Source organism: Bradyrhizobium sp. FW305-F6, assembly GCF_058782905.1.
Genome location: NZ_JBYSYD010000003.1, coordinates 536,646 through 558,255, shown reverse-complemented (window position 1 = coordinate 558,255; position 21,610 = coordinate 536,646). Strand labels below are relative to the sequence as shown.

6 protein-coding genes are annotated in these 21,610 nt (G+C 64.1%); 3 read left to right on the top strand and 3 right to left on the bottom strand.

What is annotated here, in order from left to right; genetic code table 11:
• Window positions 1-125: 125 nt before the first annotated feature.
• From AC3WLX_RS23015 to AC3WLX_RS23005, 3 genes are all read right to left on the bottom strand, one after another.
• Window positions 126-13,232, bottom strand: coding sequence for a filamentous hemagglutinin family protein (locus AC3WLX_RS23015; protein ID WP_492337702.1), 13,107 nt, complete (start codon window positions 13,230-13,232; stop codon window positions 126-128).
• 251 nt (window positions 13,233-13,483) lie between these two features.
• Window positions 13,484-14,272, bottom strand: coding sequence for a hypothetical protein (locus AC3WLX_RS23010; RefSeq protein WP_492337701.1), 789 nt, complete (start codon window positions 14,270-14,272; stop codon window positions 13,484-13,486).
• A 189-nt stretch (window positions 14,273-14,461) separates the two neighbouring features.
• Window positions 14,462-15,961 (bottom strand): substrate-binding domain-containing protein, encoded by a 1,500-nt coding sequence (locus AC3WLX_RS23005; protein ID WP_291622335.1) that lies wholly within the window; start codon window positions 15,959-15,961, stop codon window positions 14,462-14,464.
• A 509-nt stretch (window positions 15,962-16,470) separates the two neighbouring features.
• Here AC3WLX_RS23005 and AC3WLX_RS23000 point away from each other — a divergent pair.
• The 3 genes from AC3WLX_RS23000 (at window position 16,471) to AC3WLX_RS22990 (ending at window position 21,565) form a co-directional block, all read left to right on the top strand.
• Window positions 16,471-17,400, top strand: coding sequence for a peptidylprolyl isomerase (locus AC3WLX_RS23000; RefSeq protein WP_492337700.1), 930 nt, complete (start codon window positions 16,471-16,473; stop codon window positions 17,398-17,400).
• Between the two features lie 66 nt (window positions 17,401-17,466).
• The gene (locus tag AC3WLX_RS22995; protein WP_492337699.1) at window positions 17,467-19,653 is read left to right on the top strand and encodes a glycosyl hydrolase family 28-related protein; all 2,187 of its coding nucleotides are present in this window, start codon (window positions 17,467-17,469) and stop codon (window positions 19,651-19,653) included.
• Window positions 19,654-19,795: 142 nt separating this feature from the next.
• The gene (locus AC3WLX_RS22990; RefSeq protein WP_492337698.1) at window positions 19,796-21,565 is read left to right on the top strand and encodes a carbamoyltransferase family protein; all 1,770 of its coding nucleotides are present in this window, start codon (window positions 19,796-19,798) and stop codon (window positions 21,563-21,565) included.
• The last annotated feature ends 45 nt before the right edge of the window (window positions 21,566-21,610 follow it).

The following is a 21,610-nucleotide window of genomic DNA, read 5'->3' as shown; positions in this document are numbered from 1 at the left end:
ATTCGCATCGGCCCGGTCGTCACGCTCCGCGGGTCTCCGAAGAGCAATATTGGCTCGTAACCGGCGCCTTGACGCGCTCCGACTGAGCGCAGGCGACCAATCGCCGCAAAGAACCATCCTGTCGATCATTGCTTGCCATCGCCCGCCGAGTTTTCATCGGTCTCCTTGCCGGAGTTATCCCGGCCGTCGCCTCCGCCATAGCCGATGACCTCGACGATGAAGATCGAGGCGGGCTTGCTCGCCCCGCCGGCGGTCGGAGTATCTGCCGTCTTGGCCGCGGCGCCGGCAGTGTTCGAACCGGCGGTCAACGCGCCGATGTTGGGCACTGAAATCGTGGGCACGCCGGTCGAGCTGCCCTGGACCGACGCGTTGCCGAAATTGGCAACGACGGGCGCGACGAATACGGCGTTGCCGGAGGACTGCACGCCCGCCGTGCCGAAATCGATCACGCCGCGCGGCGCAAGCAGATAGAGGTTCGACGCCCGGGCGACATTCGAGGCACGCAGCGTGCCGATGCCGGCGCCGGTGACGTAGCCACCGAGATCGATGAACGGGTAGTCGTCCTGATCGTAGAGCACCTGGAGCGCCGGTGCCGACAGCGTCGTCTTGGAGCCGCGGCCGGCGTCGAGATTGCCGTTGGAGCTCCACATCGTGACGTCACCGCCCTGGGTGGTAAGAACGCGGCTCGAGTTCACCAGCACGTTCTGGTCGGTGAAGGTGTTGATGGCCCCGCCGCCAAGGGTGAGGATGCCGATGTCGCGCAGCTTGAGCGCGGTATTCGATTCCGCCGCCAGGGAACCGACGATCAGGCTGCCGCCGGGCCCGAAGATCGAGACATCGCCGCCGAGCTGGGTCTGGACCGTGGCGTGAAGCAGGTTCATATCGCCGGTCCTGACGAGCTCGCCGGCGCCGCTCGTGCCGCCCCCCAGCGTGTTCTGAGTATAGCCGAACTTCGCCGGGAACATGGTGTCGATCATTTCGTAGCCGAACGCGGTCTTGAGGTTACCTTTGCCGACCTCCTTCAGCCCGACAAAGAAGGCTTCATCGACCAGAACGTGCTGGAGGTCCTTCGGCAGGCTCTTGAACTGCTCGAATGTCAGGCTCTCCTTCTCGCCCGTCCGAACGTTGGTTGCCACAACGGCGCCGAGGAAATTCGGGCTGGCGGGATCTAAATATTTGCCGATCATCGCGTCGTAGTCGATCCCGAACTTGACGCCGAACAGCACGTCGATGCTGGCACCCTGCTTGGTGCCGGCCGCCTCGACGAGGGCAGCGTTGCGCCGCGGGTTGTTCGAGGGGCCGAGCAGCGCTTGGTTGTAGATACCGACCGAGCCGCCGGTCGTGCCGCCGACGTAGAAATTTCCGACCGGAATCGAGTTCGAATTTCCGACCGAAACAATGCCCTCCTGCACCGGCGCCTGGCTCGCATTGTTGAACGCAGCAGGGAGGAACGGACCGATGTCGCCGCCAGCCTGCACCACGAGATAGCCTGGACCCGCGACCTGGATGCCGCCGCCATTGGCATACCCGGTATAGGAAATGTTGCCCCCAGCGACGATCTTGCTGACGTCGTTGACGTGGATGTTCTGCACGATGAGGTTGAGATCGACGATGTTGCCGCCGGCATAGATGCTGACCGGCCGGTTGATTTCGATGCGCTGGTAGACCTCGAGCCCGTCCCCCTTCAGACGGCCACCGTACGTCCCCGTAGCGGTGACGTTGCCGGTGGCGGCATAGATCCTCGCGGTCGTGTCGAGGCCTTCATCATCTGCATGCGCCAGAATGGCGCGACTTGAGGATTCGCCGTAGCCGCTGTTGGGCCGGTACGGATCGAACGCGGCGTCGAACAAGGCCGGTCCGGCGGAGATCAGCGGACGCGGTGACCTTTCGAGCGGTTCGCTCGACTGCTTGGGATAACCGAAGGTCAGATCGATCTCGCCCGCTGCCAGCAGGGCGAACGTGCCGTGATCGGACGCGCTCAGCACCATGCCCGGCATGTTCACCAGCGATCCGGCGACGTTCTGGTTGACGATTGCGCCGATGCCGGTGGTGATCAGACTACCCTGCAGGGCGATGGCCTCGAAACTGGCGGGATAAGCGGCGGCTGCCCCTGGTGCGGCCGTCGTACTGATCGTGGGGGACGACAGCCCGATCGACACATCGCCCGATTTGGCGAGGAGGCTGACCTTGCTGTCGGGACCGTAAGTATCGAAATACAGCGCCGTCCTCGGGACCGTCCCAGTTTCCAGCGGATTGGCCCTGCTCGGCTGCTGGGCATGCAACGCCGCCGGATTGACGACCCCGGCTACCGCGACCGAGCCACCGGCCACCACAATAATCTGTCCGGTGTCGACCGCAAGTTGCGGCAAGTTCGGCAGCGCCAGAGTGCTCTTGGCGTAGCGGTAAATGGTGCCATTGTCGCGGATGTCGCCGCCGGCTTCGATTCGCGCGTGGCCAGAGCCCTCGTAGAAGGACCCTCCACGAAGGTCGCGGCCAGCGCGCACGATCATGTTGCCGCTGCCATAGAGGTGCGTGACAGGCGTGCTGCCGGCGGTAAGACCGCCGGTGACCCTGCCCGTCGTCGGCGCCGACACAGAGACGTCGACCAGGTCGCGTCCGGCGAGTACGCTGATGTTGCCGCCGGCGCTGAGGAAGCCCTGCTGGAAGCTGCCATACTGGATCCACCACGCAGTCTGCGAGGCAATCGTATTTCCAGCGGGCGCAAACACGCCCGCACCGACGATCGCCGCGCTGCCGCTCGGCGTGACCGCGGCATTGGACAGCAGCCAGGGCTGATAATATTGCGGGACTTTCTTGTCGACGCTGACGTTGCCGATCACATCCCGCTGCGCATCGATGACGACGTCGCCACCCTTCTCAGGGAAGGCGGCTGCGGTGGGCGGACCATAATAAAGATCGGGGGCATCTGCGGCGGCTGCGTTGCCGTAGCCAAGCACGCGGGGCTCGTAGAAGCCGTTGGGATCGGTGACGACGATCGTCCCATCGGGTTTGACGCCGTAAGGATTGGCATAGGCCGCCGTGTTGACGCCGGCTGCGTAGATCACGCCCGGCGCGCTGGTGTCCTTGAGGATCACGTCCCGCGCTGCCGCGACATTGATATTGCCAGTCCCGGTCCGGATCATGGTCGGGATGTCAACCAGGACTGTGGAATTCGCAAGCTTGTCCTGCACCAGCGTCTGCGAGTAGCTGACGTGCTTGTCGACGATGACGTCGCCGACGTTATTGGCGAGCGAAACCCGTGCGCCGACATTGGCGCTGGAGAGGTCGGCACCCGCCGTGAGATTGTACGACCAGGACGACGGCGCCGTGATCGTCTTGATGTTGCCGGCGCTGCAATCGATAGTACAGACCCGCAGGCTGTGCGGGAAGAGGTCCGCCGCGGCGAGATCAAGACTGGACGGGTTGATGCCGTTCGCGGCCGCGTTGTAGGGAGCGGTTATCGAACTCCCGGGAGTGTTGAGATAATACGTATACGCGCCGATCTGCCGAACGATCGTGTTCTCGTCGAAATTGCGACTGGAGTCGGTGCTGGTGCCGAGATAATTGCCGAACTGGAAGAAGCCATCCGAGATCGAGGCGTTGACGTTGATGTTCCCGGCTGCGCGCAGCGTCAGCGCGCCCGCGTCGAAGCCGCCCCAAGGCGTCAGAAGACGGTATTTGAAATCGATATAGCTCGAAGTCGGGTCGAACTCGCCATCCTTGAGTCCGCCTACGGTGCCGGCGGCCAGATTCCAGTTGCTGCTGACGGTGATGTCGCCCTTCGAATTGACGAGATCGACCCCGGGCTGCACATGCACGACATCGGCGCCGAGGCTGGCGGCGAGCGGCGCAAGGCGCGTGAACAAGTTGCTGAAGCCGTAGCTCTGTCCGTTATAGCTCCAGGTGCCCTTGGTGATCTGCGAGACGGTGTCGCCGAAGAACGCGCTCCCGGTGCCGGCGCCCCCGGTAAAGGTTGCGATGCCCGGCTTACCCTGATTTGCCGGATCGAACTTGTCCAAGACTCCGCTCGAACTCAACGGAATGAAATCCTTGGTCTGGCCAATGAAGGTGACCGAACCGTCCGCATTGAGCGTCGAACTGCCGGCCAACGTGTTCGATTGCGAGAATCTGAAGGTGGCGCTGCCGCCGGCCCAAGAGATCAGGGCAGTCGGTTGCGCGTTGCTGGCTCCACCCGGTCCGAGCACCACTTCCGCCGAGACGACGGTCAAGAACGACACAACCGCGCCAGTAAATGGGTTCCTGGTGGGCAGCACCTCTATTCCGCCGACAAACGCGCGGGTCGGAGAACTCGTGTAGCCGCTTCCCGGGTTGGTAATCGTGATCGAGAGAACTCCGTTTGCGTTAACGCTCGCTACGCCTTGCGCCGCGACCCCGCCAGCCGGTGGTGGATCGAATGTTACAGGAATGTTCGTTTGGCCAGCCGCGAAACCAGGATTACTGGCAGGCGAGAATTGGTAGACGCCCATGACGAAGTTCCTGAGAACTGCGCCATTCCCATTGGATATCGCCACCGTGTAGCCGGGATTGCCGCCGCCAACGACGCTGGTGAATCCGTTGTTGGTCGTGACCCCGGAAATCTGCCAGCCAGCGACGTTCGTCCACGAACCGTCGGTCGCGGGGATGAGATTCCCATTGGGATCCACGCCCCTGTACCAGCCGGCCGTGTCGATCGTGCCGAACCAGCCGAGATTCGACCCATCGATGCCGTTCTTGCCGGCCGTGGTGTCGAACGCGATGTAGCCGTTGACGGCGACCGAGCGCGCGCCGACGATGCTGGTCCTGGCGCGATCGTTGACGTTGTTGGTTGCATCGAGCACGGGCAGTTCGTCGAATGTCTGGTTGCCGTCGGCGTAGAACTCGGCGCCGTGCGCGCCGGACGTGTTAGCCACATTGCTGATGGCCGCGATCTTGACGTCGTTATTGCCGTCGAGCGGCGCGCGGAACGTCACCGTGCCGCCGCTGAGGCCGCCCCTGGTGCCGCCGGAGACGTTGATCTGCGTGCCCTGCTGCAGGTAGATTTTCGACTTCGCATCCCAGCCGATCCCGATCGTGACGTCGCCGCCCCGCTCGTCGGCATGCGTCGTCGAGGCGTCGATTACGCCGCTGCTGGCGAGGAGCACCGCGTTGGCGCCGTAGAGTGCAACCTGTCCGCCGGCCTGTCCGGTGCCGTCGGCGGTCTTGCCGCTACGGCCGGTCGCGTCGATCAAGCCGCGGATCTTCACCTGGCCGAACTGCTTGCTCGCGTCGCTGCTGTCCCACGCGGCATCGTCCGCGGTCAGCATGACGGCATTGGCCTTGAGGATATGGCCGGCTGCCAGTTCGAGATTGCCCGTGCGCGTACGGATGTCAACCGAACCGGTGAGACCGCCCGCGAGCAGATTGTCGGCGAGCGAGGTCAGGTCCGCGCTGCCCAGCGTATCGAGCTTGAAACGACCGCCGAGTCCCGGGGCGCCGGCCCCGCGCAGTTCCCCCGCGATCGTGGCGCTGCCGCGGACGGCATTGACTTCGATCTGGCCGCCAAAGCCGAGACCACCTGCAGGCTGCGCCACGTCGACGATACTGCCGGTGTCGACCTTGACCTTGCCCTCGCCGGTGAACGGCAGGAACGCGGTGCCGGTATCGGCATTGAGCACGACCTTGCCGCCGGGGGCGTAGGTATCAATATCGACGAGCGTCTTCTTGTAGCCGGCCGCCGACAGATAGGCGCCCTTCTCGAGCTCGAGATTGCCGGCGATCGCGCTCAGCGTGATCGTGCCGCCCTGCGCCTGGATCGTGCTGGCGACGGTGACGTTGGCGGCCGTGATCTGCAGGTTGCCCCCGACCTCGGTGCTGTCCGCCGGACGCTCGACCGCGCCGGTGCGGGTGCTGCTGTCCCGGATCGTGACGTTGCCGGCATAGCCCGTGATCGAGAAGTTCTGCGACTTCGCACCGCTCGCGCCGGCGACCAGCACGCTCGGCGTCGTGATCGCAAGATCGACCTTGTCGGTGTTGTTGACCCCGAGGGCCAGGGCACCCGGTCCCTTGATGAGAACGCGCCCGCTCGCGGACATGCCGACACTGGAATAGCCGGCGATCGTCATGTAGGCGGCGGGTGTGATGCCGTTGACCGGAGCGTTGCCGAACTCGATGTCCTCAGCGACGAGCTGCAGGCTGTTGCCGCCGGCGGTCGCACCGCCGCTCAAGGCCGGTCCGACCGTGTTCGTCAGCGTAATGGTTTCGCTGGCGGTGATGGTGGCATTTCGGGCGACGCCGCCATCGAGGCCCTGTGCGAGGCCATTTGCGTCGAGGATCAGCTTGCGCGTTCCCGAATTGAAGCTGCCGTAAACCGTGATCGGTGCCGACAAGGCGCGCAGCGCGAGCGTTTGGACGTCGGCAAACTGCGCGCTATTGGCCGGCAGCATCAGGCTCACGCCGGCAACCGGGTTGACGGCGCCGATCCCGATGCTCGGAGCGACCAGGTTGACGCGGCTGGCGTGCAGATCGGCCGTATTGACGGTGATGGCGCTGTTCGCAGCGGTGCCTTGCAGCGTCAGCGTATCGGTCTTGATTGTGACGCCGTCAGCGACCACGACCTTGCCGCTGTCAGCGGTGTTGCCTCCCGGCAGCGTCAGGCTTCCGCTGACCTGCCCGGCCGCAACGTCCCTGAAGCTGATCGTGAGCGACGGCGCGGAAACGCCTGTCTTGGACGGGCCGGTGATCTGGAGGGTCGGATCGTTGCTGGCGGCGAACAATGCGCCACGCCCCGGCTGTTGCGGACCGCCATTGGCATAATAACCCAGGATCGACTGCCCGGCCGCGGTGAGAAGCGGCAGCTTGGTCAGGTCTGCGCCCGTGATCGTCGTGCCCGACAGCGTGCCTCCCAGGGCCGTCGCGATGCTTTCGGCGGTGACGGCGGGCTGCCCGTCGGAGACGACGATGTAGCTGCGCCCGAGCCCGGCATGAACGCTGCCCCTGGTTTCGATGACGCTGCCCGATTTGACCGCGACCGTTCCGCTGCCGTCGACCGGAACATAGACCGGCACATCCAGCAGGACTGAGCTGGATCCGATCGTCACGTATTGCTGGACCTGCTGCCACTCTCCGGTTTGCTGCGCGACGAGCAGGATTTCCGGCGCGGTCAAGGCCTCGCCACGGGTGTCGACCACCACATTGCTCGCCGTCGGCGTGATCAGCGTGCCGGTGGCAACGTCGCTGCGGCTGCCGCCGATCAGGACACTCTCGAAACCGTAGATCTGGCCGACATCCAGCGCGACATAGCCGGCAGGCACGTCTTTGGCCTGGTAGGCGGCGCGGCTGAGCACGGCGAGCTTCGGCGCGCTGATATCCAGCTCGCCGCCCCGCCCGATATTGCCCTTGCCGTCGATGCCGGGCTGGGTCAGCGCAATTCCGTTGAGGATGATGGCCTGCAGGGCCGATACCGAAAGACGGCCGGCGTCCATCGGCAGTCGCGGCGGGATCTTGTTTTGCTTTGTCGCCGCCTGGGTGAAATAGCTGTTGGCACCATTGAAGCTGTACTCGCTGTACTGCTGCCATACCGAGTTGGTCTGCACGGCGAAGACGGTCTGCCCGGACGACTGCTTTCCTGGCGCCGTCGACTGCGTGTAATTGCCCGTGACCAACACGGTGCCGTCGGTCAGTTTGGTGCCGGTCGGGATGTTCTTGCCGGTGTTGTCCTGGGCGTAGACGACGACGCGCATCGCGCCGGGCAGCGTCGCATAGTGCGCGGGATAGAGCGTGTAGGTGCCGGCCGGGATGCCGTTGCCGCCATCGATCGTGATCTGCTGGCCCGCCAGCGGCACGCTGTCCCCGGCCGTGATCGTGGCACCCTTGTCGGCGCTGCGCGCGCTGGCGAAATGGATGTCGTAAGCCGCGACGGAATCGTTGCGCGAAGGCACCAGCGCATAGACGGTCTGGCCCGAGGGCGTCGTCGTCAGCACGTCGCGCGAACCTCCCTTGCCCTGGATCCATTCCGCAGCCTGGAGATCGCCGCCACCGCGCAGATCGATGGTGGAGCCGTCTGCGCGCGTCACCGTCGAACCCGACAGGATGAGTCCCTTGGAGGGCGGCGCCGTCAGCGGATAGAGACTGGCGTTGTAGTACCAATCCGTGCCGTCCGAGGTGGCGCCATAGGGCACGGTTGTGTCGGCCAGGGTGACCGAGGTGAGGCTTCCCGGCGCCAGCACCACCGATTGGGTGATGATCGGCGATACGGCCGCATCGGTATTGCCGAGCGTGATGGTGCCGAGCGGCGCAAACAGATTGCCTGCCTGCTCGATGGTCGCCGCGCGCACGGTGATGCCGCCGCCCGCCGATAGCGGAACGGTAGTGCCGCTGCCTTCAGGCGCGGAGAACTTGACGCTGTCCGGCGCTTCGATGCCGAACGTGACGGCGGTGACGGGATAGATGCGCTGGGCTGAGAGCAGCAGATCGCCTGCCGTCACGAGATTGCCGGTAAAGCTCGACTGCTCGGCGGTCGGGCTGGTGTCCGTCGCCGGGTTAGTCTTGAGCCCGTTGGCGACCTTGAGCGTACCGAGCCGGATGTCCTGGCGGGCGATCAGATTGACCTGGCCGAAGCCTGAGAAATCGAGGCCCCTCGTCGGAGTTCCGCTCTTCGCAACCCCTTGCGCGCCCTGAAGGTCGATGGTGCGCGCGTCGACGGTCAGCGTGCTGCTTCCGCTGGCCGGCTCGCTTCCGCTTCCGGCGAGGAGAACATAAGGCGCGGAGAAGCGGACATCGGCCGCACTCGCGGGCGCGCTGATAACCCCCGCCGCGATTTCGAGACGGCCGTTCACGCTCCAGTTCAGTGGACCCGAGATCGACAGGGTGCTCCATGAGGGCGCAGCGATGCCATAGATGTTGCCGGGGCGGTCGGTGAAGATGCGGCTCGCCCCACCCTGAGCGCCCGCCGCGTAGAGATAGACGTTGTCGAATTGGGCAAGTTGATCTGCCGCTACGAGCAAAGCTCCAGGCTGAGATCCCGCGGCGTAGGCATTCACCGCAGCCATCACCTCCGACGTGTCCTGGCGAAGTTTGATCGCGCCGCCACCGATCAGGACGGTACCACCGCTCGCTCGCGCGTCCGACTTCACGCTGCCATCGCTGGCGGCATATCGGCCGCCAGCCGCTGCAAAGCTGCCACCCCAGGCCAACCCGGTAACATTCGCGCTGACGGTGCCGGCATCGCTCCACGCCCATTGCGTGGTCGGCGAATTCCGGCCATTGGCCACCTGGATGCTGCCGGCCGCCCCGGAGACGTCGACCACGGCGCCGGCGTCGGCAACGAGAAACCCCGCCCCGGCGGCGTAAGCGTAATAGGCCTGACCGAACACCAAGCTGAGGTCACCGGTTTCGACCGCGAACGTTCCGCCTGCGATGTAGCTCCCGCTGGTGAGCGGGCCGTTGACCGTCCCGAACAGCGAATTGGCAACGATCGTTCCCGACAAATCGACCGCAGCGCCGGACGAGAGATGCGTGCTCTTTGAATTGATGAAGACGGATCCGCCGTGATTGATGATGGCCCCGCGCAGTTCGACCGATTGCGCAGCAACGGTCCAAAGCGGATCCGACGGCTTGAGGTCTGCGCGGCTGTCGTTAACAGCCGCCAACACGATGTTCGCCTTGGGATCGGTGGCGATCACCGACCCGGTATCAAGCGTAATATGGTCGGCCTTGAGCGTCAGATCGACGGACTTGCGCTGATTGTCCGGCAGCAGCGCAAGCTGTGTCGCGCCTGACTGGCCGAGCTTGGTGCCGGTCGGCGTCGTGGAATAATCGAACAGACTTGCGAGGTTTCTTTGCTGCAGAGTCAGGTCGGTTCCGCTTGAAACGACGATACTCGCCTTCGCGCCGGACCACTGGTCTTCAACCGATTCGATCGTATACGAGCCGAAGCCGCCGCTCGTGAGCAGCGCAGCAGGCAGCGTCGTCGCAACCCCTCCAATGCGGATCGACGATGTCTCGCCCTGCTGCAATGTGCCGCCGATCCGGATCGTGTTCGCCGCGGCGATCCTCAAGCTCCCGTTGCTCTCGAAGCCGTAGCCACGCAAGGTACCATCGAGAGCAATGAAAGCTTGCGTCGCGACATTCGCGGTTGGTGGTGGCGGGCCAGGATCGACCGTGTAAGGCTTTCCGTTGTAGACGCTGAGAGAGATGCTCCCTGCCCGCCCCTTCATCACCCCGGTTGCAACGGTCTGCGCCTTGCCCGATCCGTCGATGTATCCGCCGCTTGACACATCGAGCAGGCTACCCTGACCGAGCAATATGCTGCCGGTCGTGTCTATAACGCCACCGGTGACACCAAGGCTGTCCTTGGTCGTGCTGATCGTGATCGAACCGCCGTTGATGAAAGCCGGACCAGTTGCATCGATACCGGCCCTGCGCCCGGTGTCGTTGACGAAACGACCGCTGACATCGATCGTGCCCCCGACGAATACATTCGCGGCAATCGTATTGCCCGATGCGTCCTTGGGGGCTTTGAACAAAGATGTCGTGAAATCTTTGCTGACTGCCTCTCGGTCAGTCATGAGGTTGACGTTTCCTCCAGCTGCCGAAACGGTTCCGGCAATATCGATAGCCCCGCCCGCAACGACGGAAAGGCTGCCGCCCGCGGCCAGGTCGAGCGCGCTGCCGGCCGAAAGAACAAAATCGTTCGCCTTCACGGACAAGGAACTCAGGCCGTAGCTCGACAGGATCTCGGCCGAGAGATTTGTGGTGTAGGCGCTCTGCGTGGCGTAGTTGGCCGATGCCGCGGCGCCGATCTGGACGTTCGACGGGATGGTCAGCGACAGGGAGCCCTGCGCCGGCAACTGGCCGCTGCTGATCTGCCGTTCGCCTGCCGCCGAGCCGAAATAAAGGGTGCCCTTGTCGAGCGGTGCAAGATTGACCGTCACGACGCTGACACCGCCGGCGGCATGGCCCTCGCTATAGCCCGGCGAATAGACCTGACTCTGCGTCGACCAGTATTCGGTGACGCCCCACCGCTCATGCTTGCGGATGAACTGCCCGGCAACGCCGAGATAGGTCATGTTCGGGTCGGCTTTGGAGATGTCGTAGATGCGCCCGTCGCTGCCGATCAGACGCGTCGTGTTCACCATGCCAGGCAGGAACTTGACGCTGCCGCCGGCGACGTTCATCACCGAGCCCGTGGTGGTGACACCCGATGCTGCCCCGTTCTCGACCTTCAAATCCGTGTTGAGGCTGATGCTGCCGCCGACCGTCATCAGCTGATAGATGCTGCGCGGCACCTTGTCGACGTAACCGCTGGCATCGGCGATCGGCGTGCCGACCCAGGTCGTGCCGTCGCTGCGCGTGCCGGTCTTGCGGATGTCAATCCACAGCCTCTGCCCATAGACCACGCCGCTGCCGTCCGCCGACACGGTCGCGTAAGGCGGTCGCTGCAGCGGCATGTCGGCGAATTCGGCGAGCAGATTCACGGGGATGACGTTGTAGCCGGCCGGCAACTCGACGTTCTGGAGCCCCGCCACGTCGATGGTCGCACCGGGTGCGAGCAGGACAGACTGGGCATCCTGAGAATTGGGACCAACGCCCGGTATGTTGCCCGACTGACTCCCCGCGCTCGACATCCCCTGCTGAAACAGCCCGGGCGGCAGGTTGTTCGCCCCGTTCGCCAACTCGAATCTTTTGGCGTTGAGCGAGACGCGCGCCGAGGGTGCCGAGATCAGACCGTTCGCGCCAATGGTCACGTTCGCCTGGGCCGAGGCCTCGATGTAGGTCGGTACGAAGCTCTGCGAGCCAGGCAGGCCTGCCGACTCGTCATCTACCGGCAGGCTCGAGATCACGCCGTCCATGGTGACGCTCGTGGCGGCGCGCAGCAGCACGAAGCTGTTGCGGCTGATGCTGGTGTCGGCGGAGACCACGCCCTGGAGCAGATGCCCGGCGCTGTCTGTCAGTGCGCGGCCATTCGCATCGGTTGGATTGGCGATGCTGACCTTGTCGCCGTTCATGACGAGCACGCCGCGGCCGATGTCGATCACGCCGTCGTGGACCGACGCACCGGTGCCCGGGAGATAGCGGTTGTCGATTGGGTAGCCGTCAGGACCATACGCGGGTTGATCGGTTGAACGAGGCGCCGCAAATTGCGACAGCCTGAACTCCGTGCCGGGGAACTTGTTGGCGTTGCCCTTGTCGTCCTTGCCGAGCACGTCCTTGGGAAACACGGAATAACCGTTGGGGATGACGTCGATGGTGCGCGCGGCAACCATCGCCACCTCACCAGTGGTGGCCGCGATGGACCCGGAATTATGGACATTGGCGCCGAACAGGAAGACCGAACCGGGGGAGCCCTGTGCGACCTGATCGTAGCGGATGTTGCCCGTGATCGAGGCGCCGCGCTCGACCTTGATGTCGCCCGCAATCAGATTGGTCGCCGCGCCGCCGTCCTTGTCGTAGATCGAGAAGGAGTTCAGGTTGGCGATGCCCTGGTCCCTGAAGAACTTGTCGCGCTCCTCGAGCGAAGTACCCAGCTTGCCGACGTCGAGGCTGGAGGCGATCAGGGTGTGAACGTTCACCTGCGATCCCGCGCCGAACACGATGCCGTTGCGGTTGATGAGATAGACGCCGCCGAGCGCGTTGATCTGGCCGAGGATGCGGCTGGGCGACGCACTCGAGTCCTGCACCCGGTTAAGCGCAATCCAGTCGGAGGCGGGTTGCTGGAAATTGACGGTGGTGTTAGCGCCGACGTTGAAGCTGTCCCAATAGAGGATGGCCTTCTTCTGGGTCTGCTGGATGTCGACGTCGACCTTCGTGACGCCATTCACATCCTTGGCGATCTGCTTGGGCGCGTTGGCACCGGTCCATTTCGACGGATCGAGCTTGATCCCGGCCAAAGGATCGTTGTCGGTGCCGCCGGTGGGCATCAAGCCTCCCGTGACCAGCCCGTTCGGAACCGACCCGCCGGCGGCCCGCGCTGCAGCGGCAGCATCGACCTGCAGCTTCCGTGCGACCGCGAGCGCGGCTGCCGCGCGGGCCAGCGAGGCCTGAGCCTGCGTCGCCGCTCCCGCTGCCTGCTGCGCGGCCTGGATCGCCGCCTGCTGTGCTCCCTGCGTCGGCGCGACCGTATTGGCGTCCGGAGTGAGGCTGCGCGCGTGGACGAAGCCGCTCGCCAGCGACAAGGCTACCAGACTGACACCGCACAGCAGCGAACGTTCGAAGGCACGGCGAGAGCCACGAGCAGTCGCGCCCGGGGACGGCATAACATTGTCGGGATGAGGCACGCCGCGGCACTTTCAAGTTGAATGGTTCCAGCCGAGCCACCGCGCAGGCAGGCCCGTGCGCCGGATTTACCTTCCGTTTACTAACATTGATATGTCAAATTTGTAGCATTGACTATCTCTCGCCGCACCGATCGTTATGATATTGAATAACACGACAAATCAGCCCGCCCGGCCGGTCCGCGCGCGGATCGGTCGCAGGTACGGACGTCCCAGGACGGCGGCTTGAGGCGTCAGCGCGGCCCCGGATTCGACAGCGGGCTGACCATGCCCGGCGGCAGACGCATGTTGACCGGCGCTCCGCGGCCGATCGGCAGGTTCATGTTGGCGCCCGGGTGCACATAGGTGCCGCCGTTCGCGCCTGTGGGCGGCGCGGCCGCCATCGCCGCGGGAGGCGCGGACGGTATCGGCGGCGGCACCGCCAGCAGCGGCGCGGCCGGCGCCCCGCCGCTCTTCATGTCGGGTGCCGGCAGATCGAGCACGGCCTGGTCGAGGCCCTTTGCCATCTCGACACGACGCCGCTCGACGGCGCGCAACGTCCAACCATCGTGATTTTCGCCGGCCCTGAGTCGGACCACGGACTTGCTCGTGGGATCCACGAACAACCCGATCCTTTCGGGGCCGATGATGGTCCCGACCAGGGACAAGCGCGGCGTCTCCGGCTCAGGCGGCCTGGGCGGCGGCCCAGGCGGAGGCGCGGGCATTGCGACCGGTACGACCGCGGGCGGTCGCCGGGTCGGCGCAAACAACGGCCGTTCGCGCGTCGCGGTCAGCCGCGACAGCGGGATGGCCCAAAGCGGATTGTCGTACCCACGCTGCGACGCCGGCTTGTCGGCAGTCGCGGCCGGGACCACGGGGCCCGGCACCGGCACGGCCGGCGGCAGATTGGCGGGCTTGGGGGCGAACAGGTCCTCGGCCGGCTCGGACGCCAGCGTCTCCATCGGCGCCGACGCACCGATCGCGGGCGTGCCCGCCGCGATGAGGGCACCTCCAAGCAGAATAACGAGGCCGCGCATCGGCATGGCAGGGAAGGTCCTTGGTCAGGTCCGAGCGGTAGCGTTATGTCTTATCAGTGATGTGACATCTGCACAAAAGGCATCACACCGGACGACGGACGATGCCGTAAGGCAAGGCTGGCCAAAAAAAGGCACCCGGCTGACGCCGGGTGCACATAGTCTAGATCGTTGACCGGGCCGGAGCCCGAGCAGTGATCAGTAGGCGCCGACCTTGCCGGAGCAGCCGCTGCCCTGCGGTCCGTTGGCGGGATCGTTGAGCAGGGTGTAGACTTCGCCCACCCACACGTTCGGGACCTGGGCGAAACCGTTCTCGTTGAAGATGCCGGCCGCGCCCGAGCCGTACACGAAGTCGAGCCAGGTCTTGAACCAGAGATAGGCGTTGTTGCCGTTCGCGTGGGGCTGGTAGCACTGGTACATGAAGATCCACGAGAAACCGGAGATCGGGTACGCACCGGCGACGACCGGGTTCGGACTCACGCCCTGAAGGCTCCAGGTCAGCGGGTTGGGGCGGCTCGTGGCGTCCATCTGCGGGATGGCGGTTGCCATTGCCTTCTGCGCGGCAGCCGGGGTCGGCGGCTGGAACTGGCCGGTCGAAGCGGTGATGTCCCACTGCGACTGCACGTTCGCGGTCTTCAGACCCCCGACGCGGACGGGCAGCCAGAAGTCGGACGAGGCGTAACCGATCGCACCGTTGGTGTTGGTGACGAGGGTGACGAGCGCGCCGCTGCCCGAAGCGTTAGCGAAGGTGCCGCCGCCCGGGTTGGCATTCGCGGTGCCGCACTGGTTGGTCGCGAACTGATCGGGCCAGTTGACCTGGTTCGCGCCGCGCGGGACCAGCGGGGAGGAGCAGGACTGCGCGCGATCGGTCCAGGGGAAGGCGTAAGATACGACGGTCGAGTCGGTCTCGTTGTTCGGACCGAACTCGTAACGGCACTGCTCAACCAGGGCATTGGTGAAAAGGAAGGTGGTGCCGCTGCCGTCCGTGCGATGCACGAAGGTGATGTTGCCGGTGCCGAGCACGCCGCCGTTGAGAGCGGTCAGGATCGGGTTGTTCCACTTGGTGATGTGACCCGACGCGATGCCGCAGAGCGCGTTGCGCGACAGGTTGAGACCGGAGCTGCCGCCAGCCGGGGTGGCGGGCAGGATGTTCAGCGTTGCACCGGTTCCGTCCTTGCCGTTGAAGCCCAGCGCGACCGGGCCGACCACGGCCGGAAGAGTGATCATGTTGCCGAACTTCGCCTGCGGGCTGTTGGCGCCGCCGGTGTTCCACGCCGCCATGTCGGCCGCGTTGACGACGTCGTCGCTGCCGACGAACTGAACGCCGTCATAGTCGGCGGTGCTGTTCACGTTCCAGTTCGCGCTGGTGTAGGCCGGGGCGGACGAGGAAGGCGTGCCGATCTGGGTCTTGTCGTTGGTGCGCAGCACGGTCTTGCCGTTGCCGGAGCCCGTCGCGGCGTACAGCATCACGCCGCCGAAGCCGCTGGTGTTGAAGCCAATGCAGTTCGCCGCTTTGGCCATCGGACCCGGCCTGCCGGGGCTGCCCTGGGCCTGGGTGTACATGCAGTCCATCAGCTGACGATAGACGATCTGCGGGAACGTCGCGCCAGCGCCGAACGCAAGCGACTGCGCCTGTGCGGATTCGGAAGCGACGCCCATCGCGGCGAACGCAACCGATCCCATAAGTAGAGCCTTCATGTTTCGCATAGCCTTGCTCTCCCTGTTCGGATCCCCTGGCCTGCCAACCCCGGCAGCCGGGTCCCGGAGCGCGGCGGAAGCTAGTCGCGATATGTGAGACTTTCATTGTTATTTTGTGAATTATGTTATTGCAGTCTCATTGCGATGAGAAACAGGGAATGATCGCATCAACGAACGGCTGGAAAACACGCGAGAAATCGCGGCGCGATCTCGCAACCAAAAATGTTATTCACAGGCAGCATCGTCGCCTTGCAAATGCTCCGACGAAAACCTGCGAGACCTGACGATCGCTGCGCACAACCGGCACTTGCGAGAATCGAGCTTCCGTGGGCGGCTGTGCGAAGAACGTGACTTCACACACATGTCTTGGCGCCATCACATCACCGTCAATGTCATGCCGCTAAAAAGCGGCCCCGCCAAGTGATCGCACCTCGGCATGCAGCCTCGACGAGATTGGACGCATGACGAGTCGCGTGAGTTGCAACGAATGCCCTACGAGAGGAAGTGACATGAGCGTCTCGTCCGCCATCTTCATGGCTCGCCCCTTCGACAAGACACGTGCGGGTGCTGCCTGCGTCTGGTTCGCCTTTCTGCTCGGTGCCGCAACACCGGTGTCCGCCCAGGCTCAAACGCCCGAGACCGTCGTAGCCGTCGTGAACGGCCAGAAGATTCTCGAAAGCGATATCCAGACGGCCGACGACATTCTCGGCCGTAACCTTCTCGCGCGCGAGCCGGCCGAGCGTCGCGAGACGCTCGTCAAAATACTGATCGATGGCGTTCTGCTGTCACAGGCCGCCAAGGATCGCAACATCGTGGACGAGGCGGACCTGCAGCGTCGTGCGACGTTTACGCGCAACCAGGGGCTCGCCAATCATTTCCTGACGGTCATCGGGCAGCAAGCGGTGACTGAGGAGGCGATGCGGAGAGCCTACGAGGACGTCGTGGTGAAGGGAGCGCCGACCGAGCCGGAGCTGCATCTGCGGCATATCGTTTTCATGATTGCACCTCCTGCCGATGATGCCGCGGTGAAGGCGGCGGAGCAGAAGGCGCAGGCGGCAATTGCGCGTATCAACAAGGGCGAGGACTTCGCCCTCGTGGTCGCGGAAATGTCCGAAGATCCGGTGACCAAGAGCCGAGGCGGAGACTACGACTGGCGTGCGCGCGGCGAGATGGGCAAGGAATACGCCGAGATTGCCTTCAAGCTGAAGAAGGGCGAGGTATCCGCACCATTCAAGACGGCTGTAGGCTGGCATATCCTCAAGCTCGATGACATGCGAACCCGGCAGCCTGTCGCCTATGACAGGATCCGTGACCGCCTCGCCGCACTCGTCGCGAGCGCCGCACAGCTCGAGCTCGTCGACAAGATTCGCGCCGAGGCCAAAATCGAGCACGTAAATCCGCCGCATGGAGCAGACAAGGAAACGGTCGGCCGCAACTAGCGTGTGGCGATGACCTGCCCTTCCGTCTCAGGCATGCCCGTCGAGCAGCGCCGCGGGGCATCCGCAATGACGAAGATCCGGTTGGGCATCCTGCTGCACTGTCTGTGGGGCGGGACCGCAGTTGCGCAGCCGGTTGTGTTCTGGTTCAACGACCCCGTTGGCCCGGACGAGACTGTCATGGTCACCGGGGCGGGTCTCGACCAGATCACCTCGGCGACCGTGACGCAGATGACCGGCCTGTCCGATCGCGGCACCGGACGGGAAACGACCATCCCAATTCTCCAGTCCAATCCCCTCTCCGTCAAATTCGTGATCCCGAAGGACTTCAGCCCCGGCCTGTACCGGTTCGCGTTGAGGCATGCGGAAGGCTCGATCGACGGGCGGATCAATCTGCCAACTCTCTATTGGCGGCAGGGAGATCTCGGCGATCATGCATCGCCGGACGGTTGGCTTCAGGTGTTTGGGCGCAACATTGTCCGCGATGCCGGACGGGCACACCTGTGGCTGATCGGGCAAGAAAACCCGCGCCGGATCGATGCTCCTCTGGTCAAGGGCGACATGTGGCGTGGCATCTTCCGCATTCCGAAGGACGTCAGGCCCGGACGCTATGCCTTGCGGCTCACGAACGGAGACGGAGGCGAGAGCGAATCTGTCGACGCCGGAATTCTCACTGTCCAGACGCCACAGGGGCCGGCGCAGCAGCAGTACGATGTCAGAGCTTACGGCGCAAACGGCGATGGGCGCTTCGACAACACGCGAGCGATCAAGGCTACGATCGACGCAGCAAAGGAAGCCGGCGGCGGCACGGTCTATTTCCCGCGAGGACGATATTTCGTCTCCGGTATGATCAGCATCCCGCCCGGCGTGAAGCTCAGGGGAGAGCGCACCGATCTCGTCAATCTCCTGTGGCCGGACTTCGAAAGCCTGCCGGCGGCCCTGATACACGGAACTTCGCGATTTTCCATCGAGGATCTCACGATCTACGCTTCGAATCACCCGCACGTGATTTCGGGTGGATTCCAGTTCGGCGAGCAACAGGCACCCGGCGCCGGCGAGATTGCCATCAGACGCGTTCGCATTCGAGCCTCGGCATTTTTCGGCTTGATGGAGCCAGATGCCGCTTTGCGCCGCATGAACGACTTTCAGCGCATCTACGCAGCCGCGGCACCGGACAGCATTCGGCTGAGCGGCGACCGGATCGAGGTCACGGATTGCGATGTCCTGGGGTCGGGACACTCGTTGAGATTATTCAAGGCAAGCAATGCCGTCATTACCGGCAACATCCTGACCAACGGGCGGTACGGCTCGTATTCGCTGGTCGGATCGCGGCAGATCATCTTCGAGAACAACACCGTGACCTCGGCCGATCTGCAGGGTACCGGTGGCGGCATCACGACCCTGTCGAAATCGGTGAGCGCGTCCGAGAACATCTTCATCGGCGGCAACACGTTCAAGGCCATCTACGGGCACGACCGTGAAGCGATGACGACGGACGGGCCTGGTGGCTATTATTTCGGGCACGCCCGGAGCACGATGCCCGACCGCCTTTCGCTTCAGGATCGCGCAAATCCGTATCCCGCTGCGCTCGATTGGACGGATGCCGCGGTCATGGTGGTGAACGGTCGCGGCACCGGCCAATACGCCCGCCTCAAGGCGCGGGACGGCAAGCCCGGCGATCTGTCGATCACCCTCGACCGGCCGCTTGCGGTAGCGCTCGACGAAACCTCGGAGATCACGGTCACCCAAGCCCAGCAAAACTACCTCGTCGTCGGCAATTCCTTCGAGGACACAGGCGTCGCGGCCCAGGCATACGGAACGGCTGTGGGCCATGTCATCGCCGGCAATCGCTCCAACAGGACCAGCGGCTTTGCCGCCTTTGGCCTGTCCTACGAGCAATTCCAGCCGGTCTGGCGAACGCAGTTCCTGGGCAATCATATCCTCGAAGGCAATGTCTATCGCGCAGGCCCCGAACGCGCGATCTTCTCCAACGAGGCCTCCATCCTGGTACGCGGAAACCAAACTGCGACGAGCGCCAACCGCCCTCCGATGGTCCAGGCGATCGTCATCCGCGGCAATCGTCTCGATCAGGACGCGCATATCGAGATCAAGGGGTTTGCTCCCGCCTCCCCCGGCGTCCGCGATGTCATCATCGAAGACAATATCACCGGCTCATCGCGTGAAGGACTTATCATCGACCGCGGCGTCTCATGGTGGATCGCACGCAAGAACGAGGAGCGCCGCATCCAGAAGTAGCGCAGAGCACCCAGCGCCTGCTAGTCACCTAAATGATAAGTTCCGTTGTTAGTTACCATTCCGATCGTCTTGTTGCCCCCGGTTCTGATGCCGGCAACAGCGCTTTCGTTCCGTCCTGACGAATCATCGAAAGACCGCCCTGATGACCGCAATCCTCGGCCTGAACCTCAACCATCCCGATGCCTCCGCAGCGCTCGTCCTTGACGGCAAAGTGGTCGCAGCCGCAGCCGAGGAACGCTTCGGTCGGCGCATCAAGCATGACCCGTCGTTTCCGCAGCACGCGATCCGCACGGTTCTGTGCATGGGCGGCATCTCGGCCAAGGATTTGGACTTCATTGCGGTCGCCCGCGACCCTTCACAGAACCGGACGGCACAGGTCTCCTACGTGCTGCGCAACCCGATCTCTGGCGGAATGGCAGCCATGGAGCACATGCGCCGCGCGAGAGTCGATCTCGGCATCAGCGACATGGTGGCAGAGGCCTGCGGACAGGCACCCGACGCGGTCAATGCGAAGCTGGTGAATGTCGAACATCATCTCTCGCACATCGCCAGTTCCTATTATTGTTCGCCGTTCGAAGGCCTGACCGCCGGATTTTCCTATGACGGCAGCGGCGACTTCACCAGCATGATGGCGGCCCGCTGCGAGGGCAACCGGATCGAAGTGGTCGACCGCGTCCACCTGCCGCACAGCCTCGGCTTCTTCTACACCGCCTGCTGCCAGTTCATCGGCTTCGACGGCTTTGGGGAGGAGTACAAGGTGATGGGCCTCGCTCCCTACGGCACCGACAAGTATCTGGGCGAGATGCGGGACCTCGTGCAGACAAGGCCCGATGGCTGGTTCAAGCTTGCCGACGGCTATTTCGGAATGCATCGCGGCGGTGAAGGCGGCAAACTGGATGACAACCACCGCATCGACATGTTGCGCCTGTTCACCGACAAATGGACTTCAAGGTTCGGCGATCCACGGGAGCGGAGCGCGGAGATGACGCAGCGGGAGAAGGATATCGCCCGCTCCTGCCAGATGCGATTCGAGGAGATCGCGCTTCATTGCTTCAAGCGGTTGCACGACCTCTTACCGACCCACCAGGTCGCCTATGCCGGCGGCTGTGCGCTCAATGGCGTGATGAATGCGCGCTTGCTGCGCGATACGCGCTTTCAGCAGGCCTACATGCAACCTGCCTCGGCCGATGATGGCTTGTGCGTCGGTGCAGCTCTGTGGGCCTGGCACAACGCCGCAGGCGGACGTGAGCGGTTTCACATGACACACGCTTATTGGGGCCCTTCGCATGCCGACGAGACCATGCGGCGTGCCGCCGAAGATGCCCGATGTCCGATGCGGGAGCTGGAAGATGGACAGGCGCCCAAGGCCGTTGCCGCACTGCTGCACGCCGGCCTGGTCGTCGGCTGGTATCAGGGCCGCTCCGAATGGGGGCCGCGTGCGCTGGGCAATCGCTCCATCCTCGCCGACCCGACGCGTCCCGACATGAAGGACGTGATCAACGCAAAAATCAAGCGGCGCGAGAGCTTCCGTCCGTTTGCCCCGAGCATCCTGCAGCCCGCAGTCGCGACCTATTTCGAGCAGGACATCTTCAGCCCCTTCATGATGCACGTCGTCAAGCTGCGGCGGGAGTGGCGGGAGAAGCTGCCTGCGATCACCCATGTCGACGGGACAGGACGTCTCCAGAGCATCGCGCGTGACACAAATCCGCTTTACTACGAGCTGATCGAGAGCTTCGGCGCGCTGTCGGGCGTCCCGATCGTTCTCAACACCAGCTTCAACGAGAACGAGCCGATCGTCGATACGCCGGAACAGGCGATGAGCTGCTTCCTGAGGACCGGCCTCGACGCGATCTGTCTCGGTCGCTATCTCGTGGTCAAAGCCGAGCACGCACATCTCCTGCCCAAGGCGTGAGACGGATTTACGGGCATCACAAGGGCTGACCGATCTGTCGTAACG

Bases quoted from the DNA above. Each gene is read 5' to 3' on its own strand.
- AC3WLX_RS22990 (WP_492337698.1), top strand. From the start codon at position 19,796: ATGACCGCAATCCTCGGCCTGAACCTCAACCATCCCGATGCCTCCGCA.
- AC3WLX_RS23015 (WP_492337702.1), bottom strand. From the start codon at position 13,232: ATGCCGTCCCCGGGCGCGACTGCTCGTGGCTCTCGCCGTGCCTTCGAA.
- AC3WLX_RS23010 (WP_492337701.1), bottom strand. From the start codon at position 14,272: ATGCCGATGCGCGGCCTCGTTATTCTGCTTGGAGGTGCCCTCATCGCG.
- AC3WLX_RS23000 (WP_492337700.1), top strand. From the start codon at position 16,471: ATGAGCGTCTCGTCCGCCATCTTCATGGCTCGCCCCTTCGACAAGACA.
- AC3WLX_RS23005 (WP_291622335.1), bottom strand. From the start codon at position 15,961: ATGAAGGCTCTACTTATGGGATCGGTTGCGTTCGCCGCGATGGGCGTC.
- AC3WLX_RS22995 (WP_492337699.1), top strand. From the start codon at position 17,467: ATGACGAAGATCCGGTTGGGCATCCTGCTGCACTGTCTGTGGGGCGGG.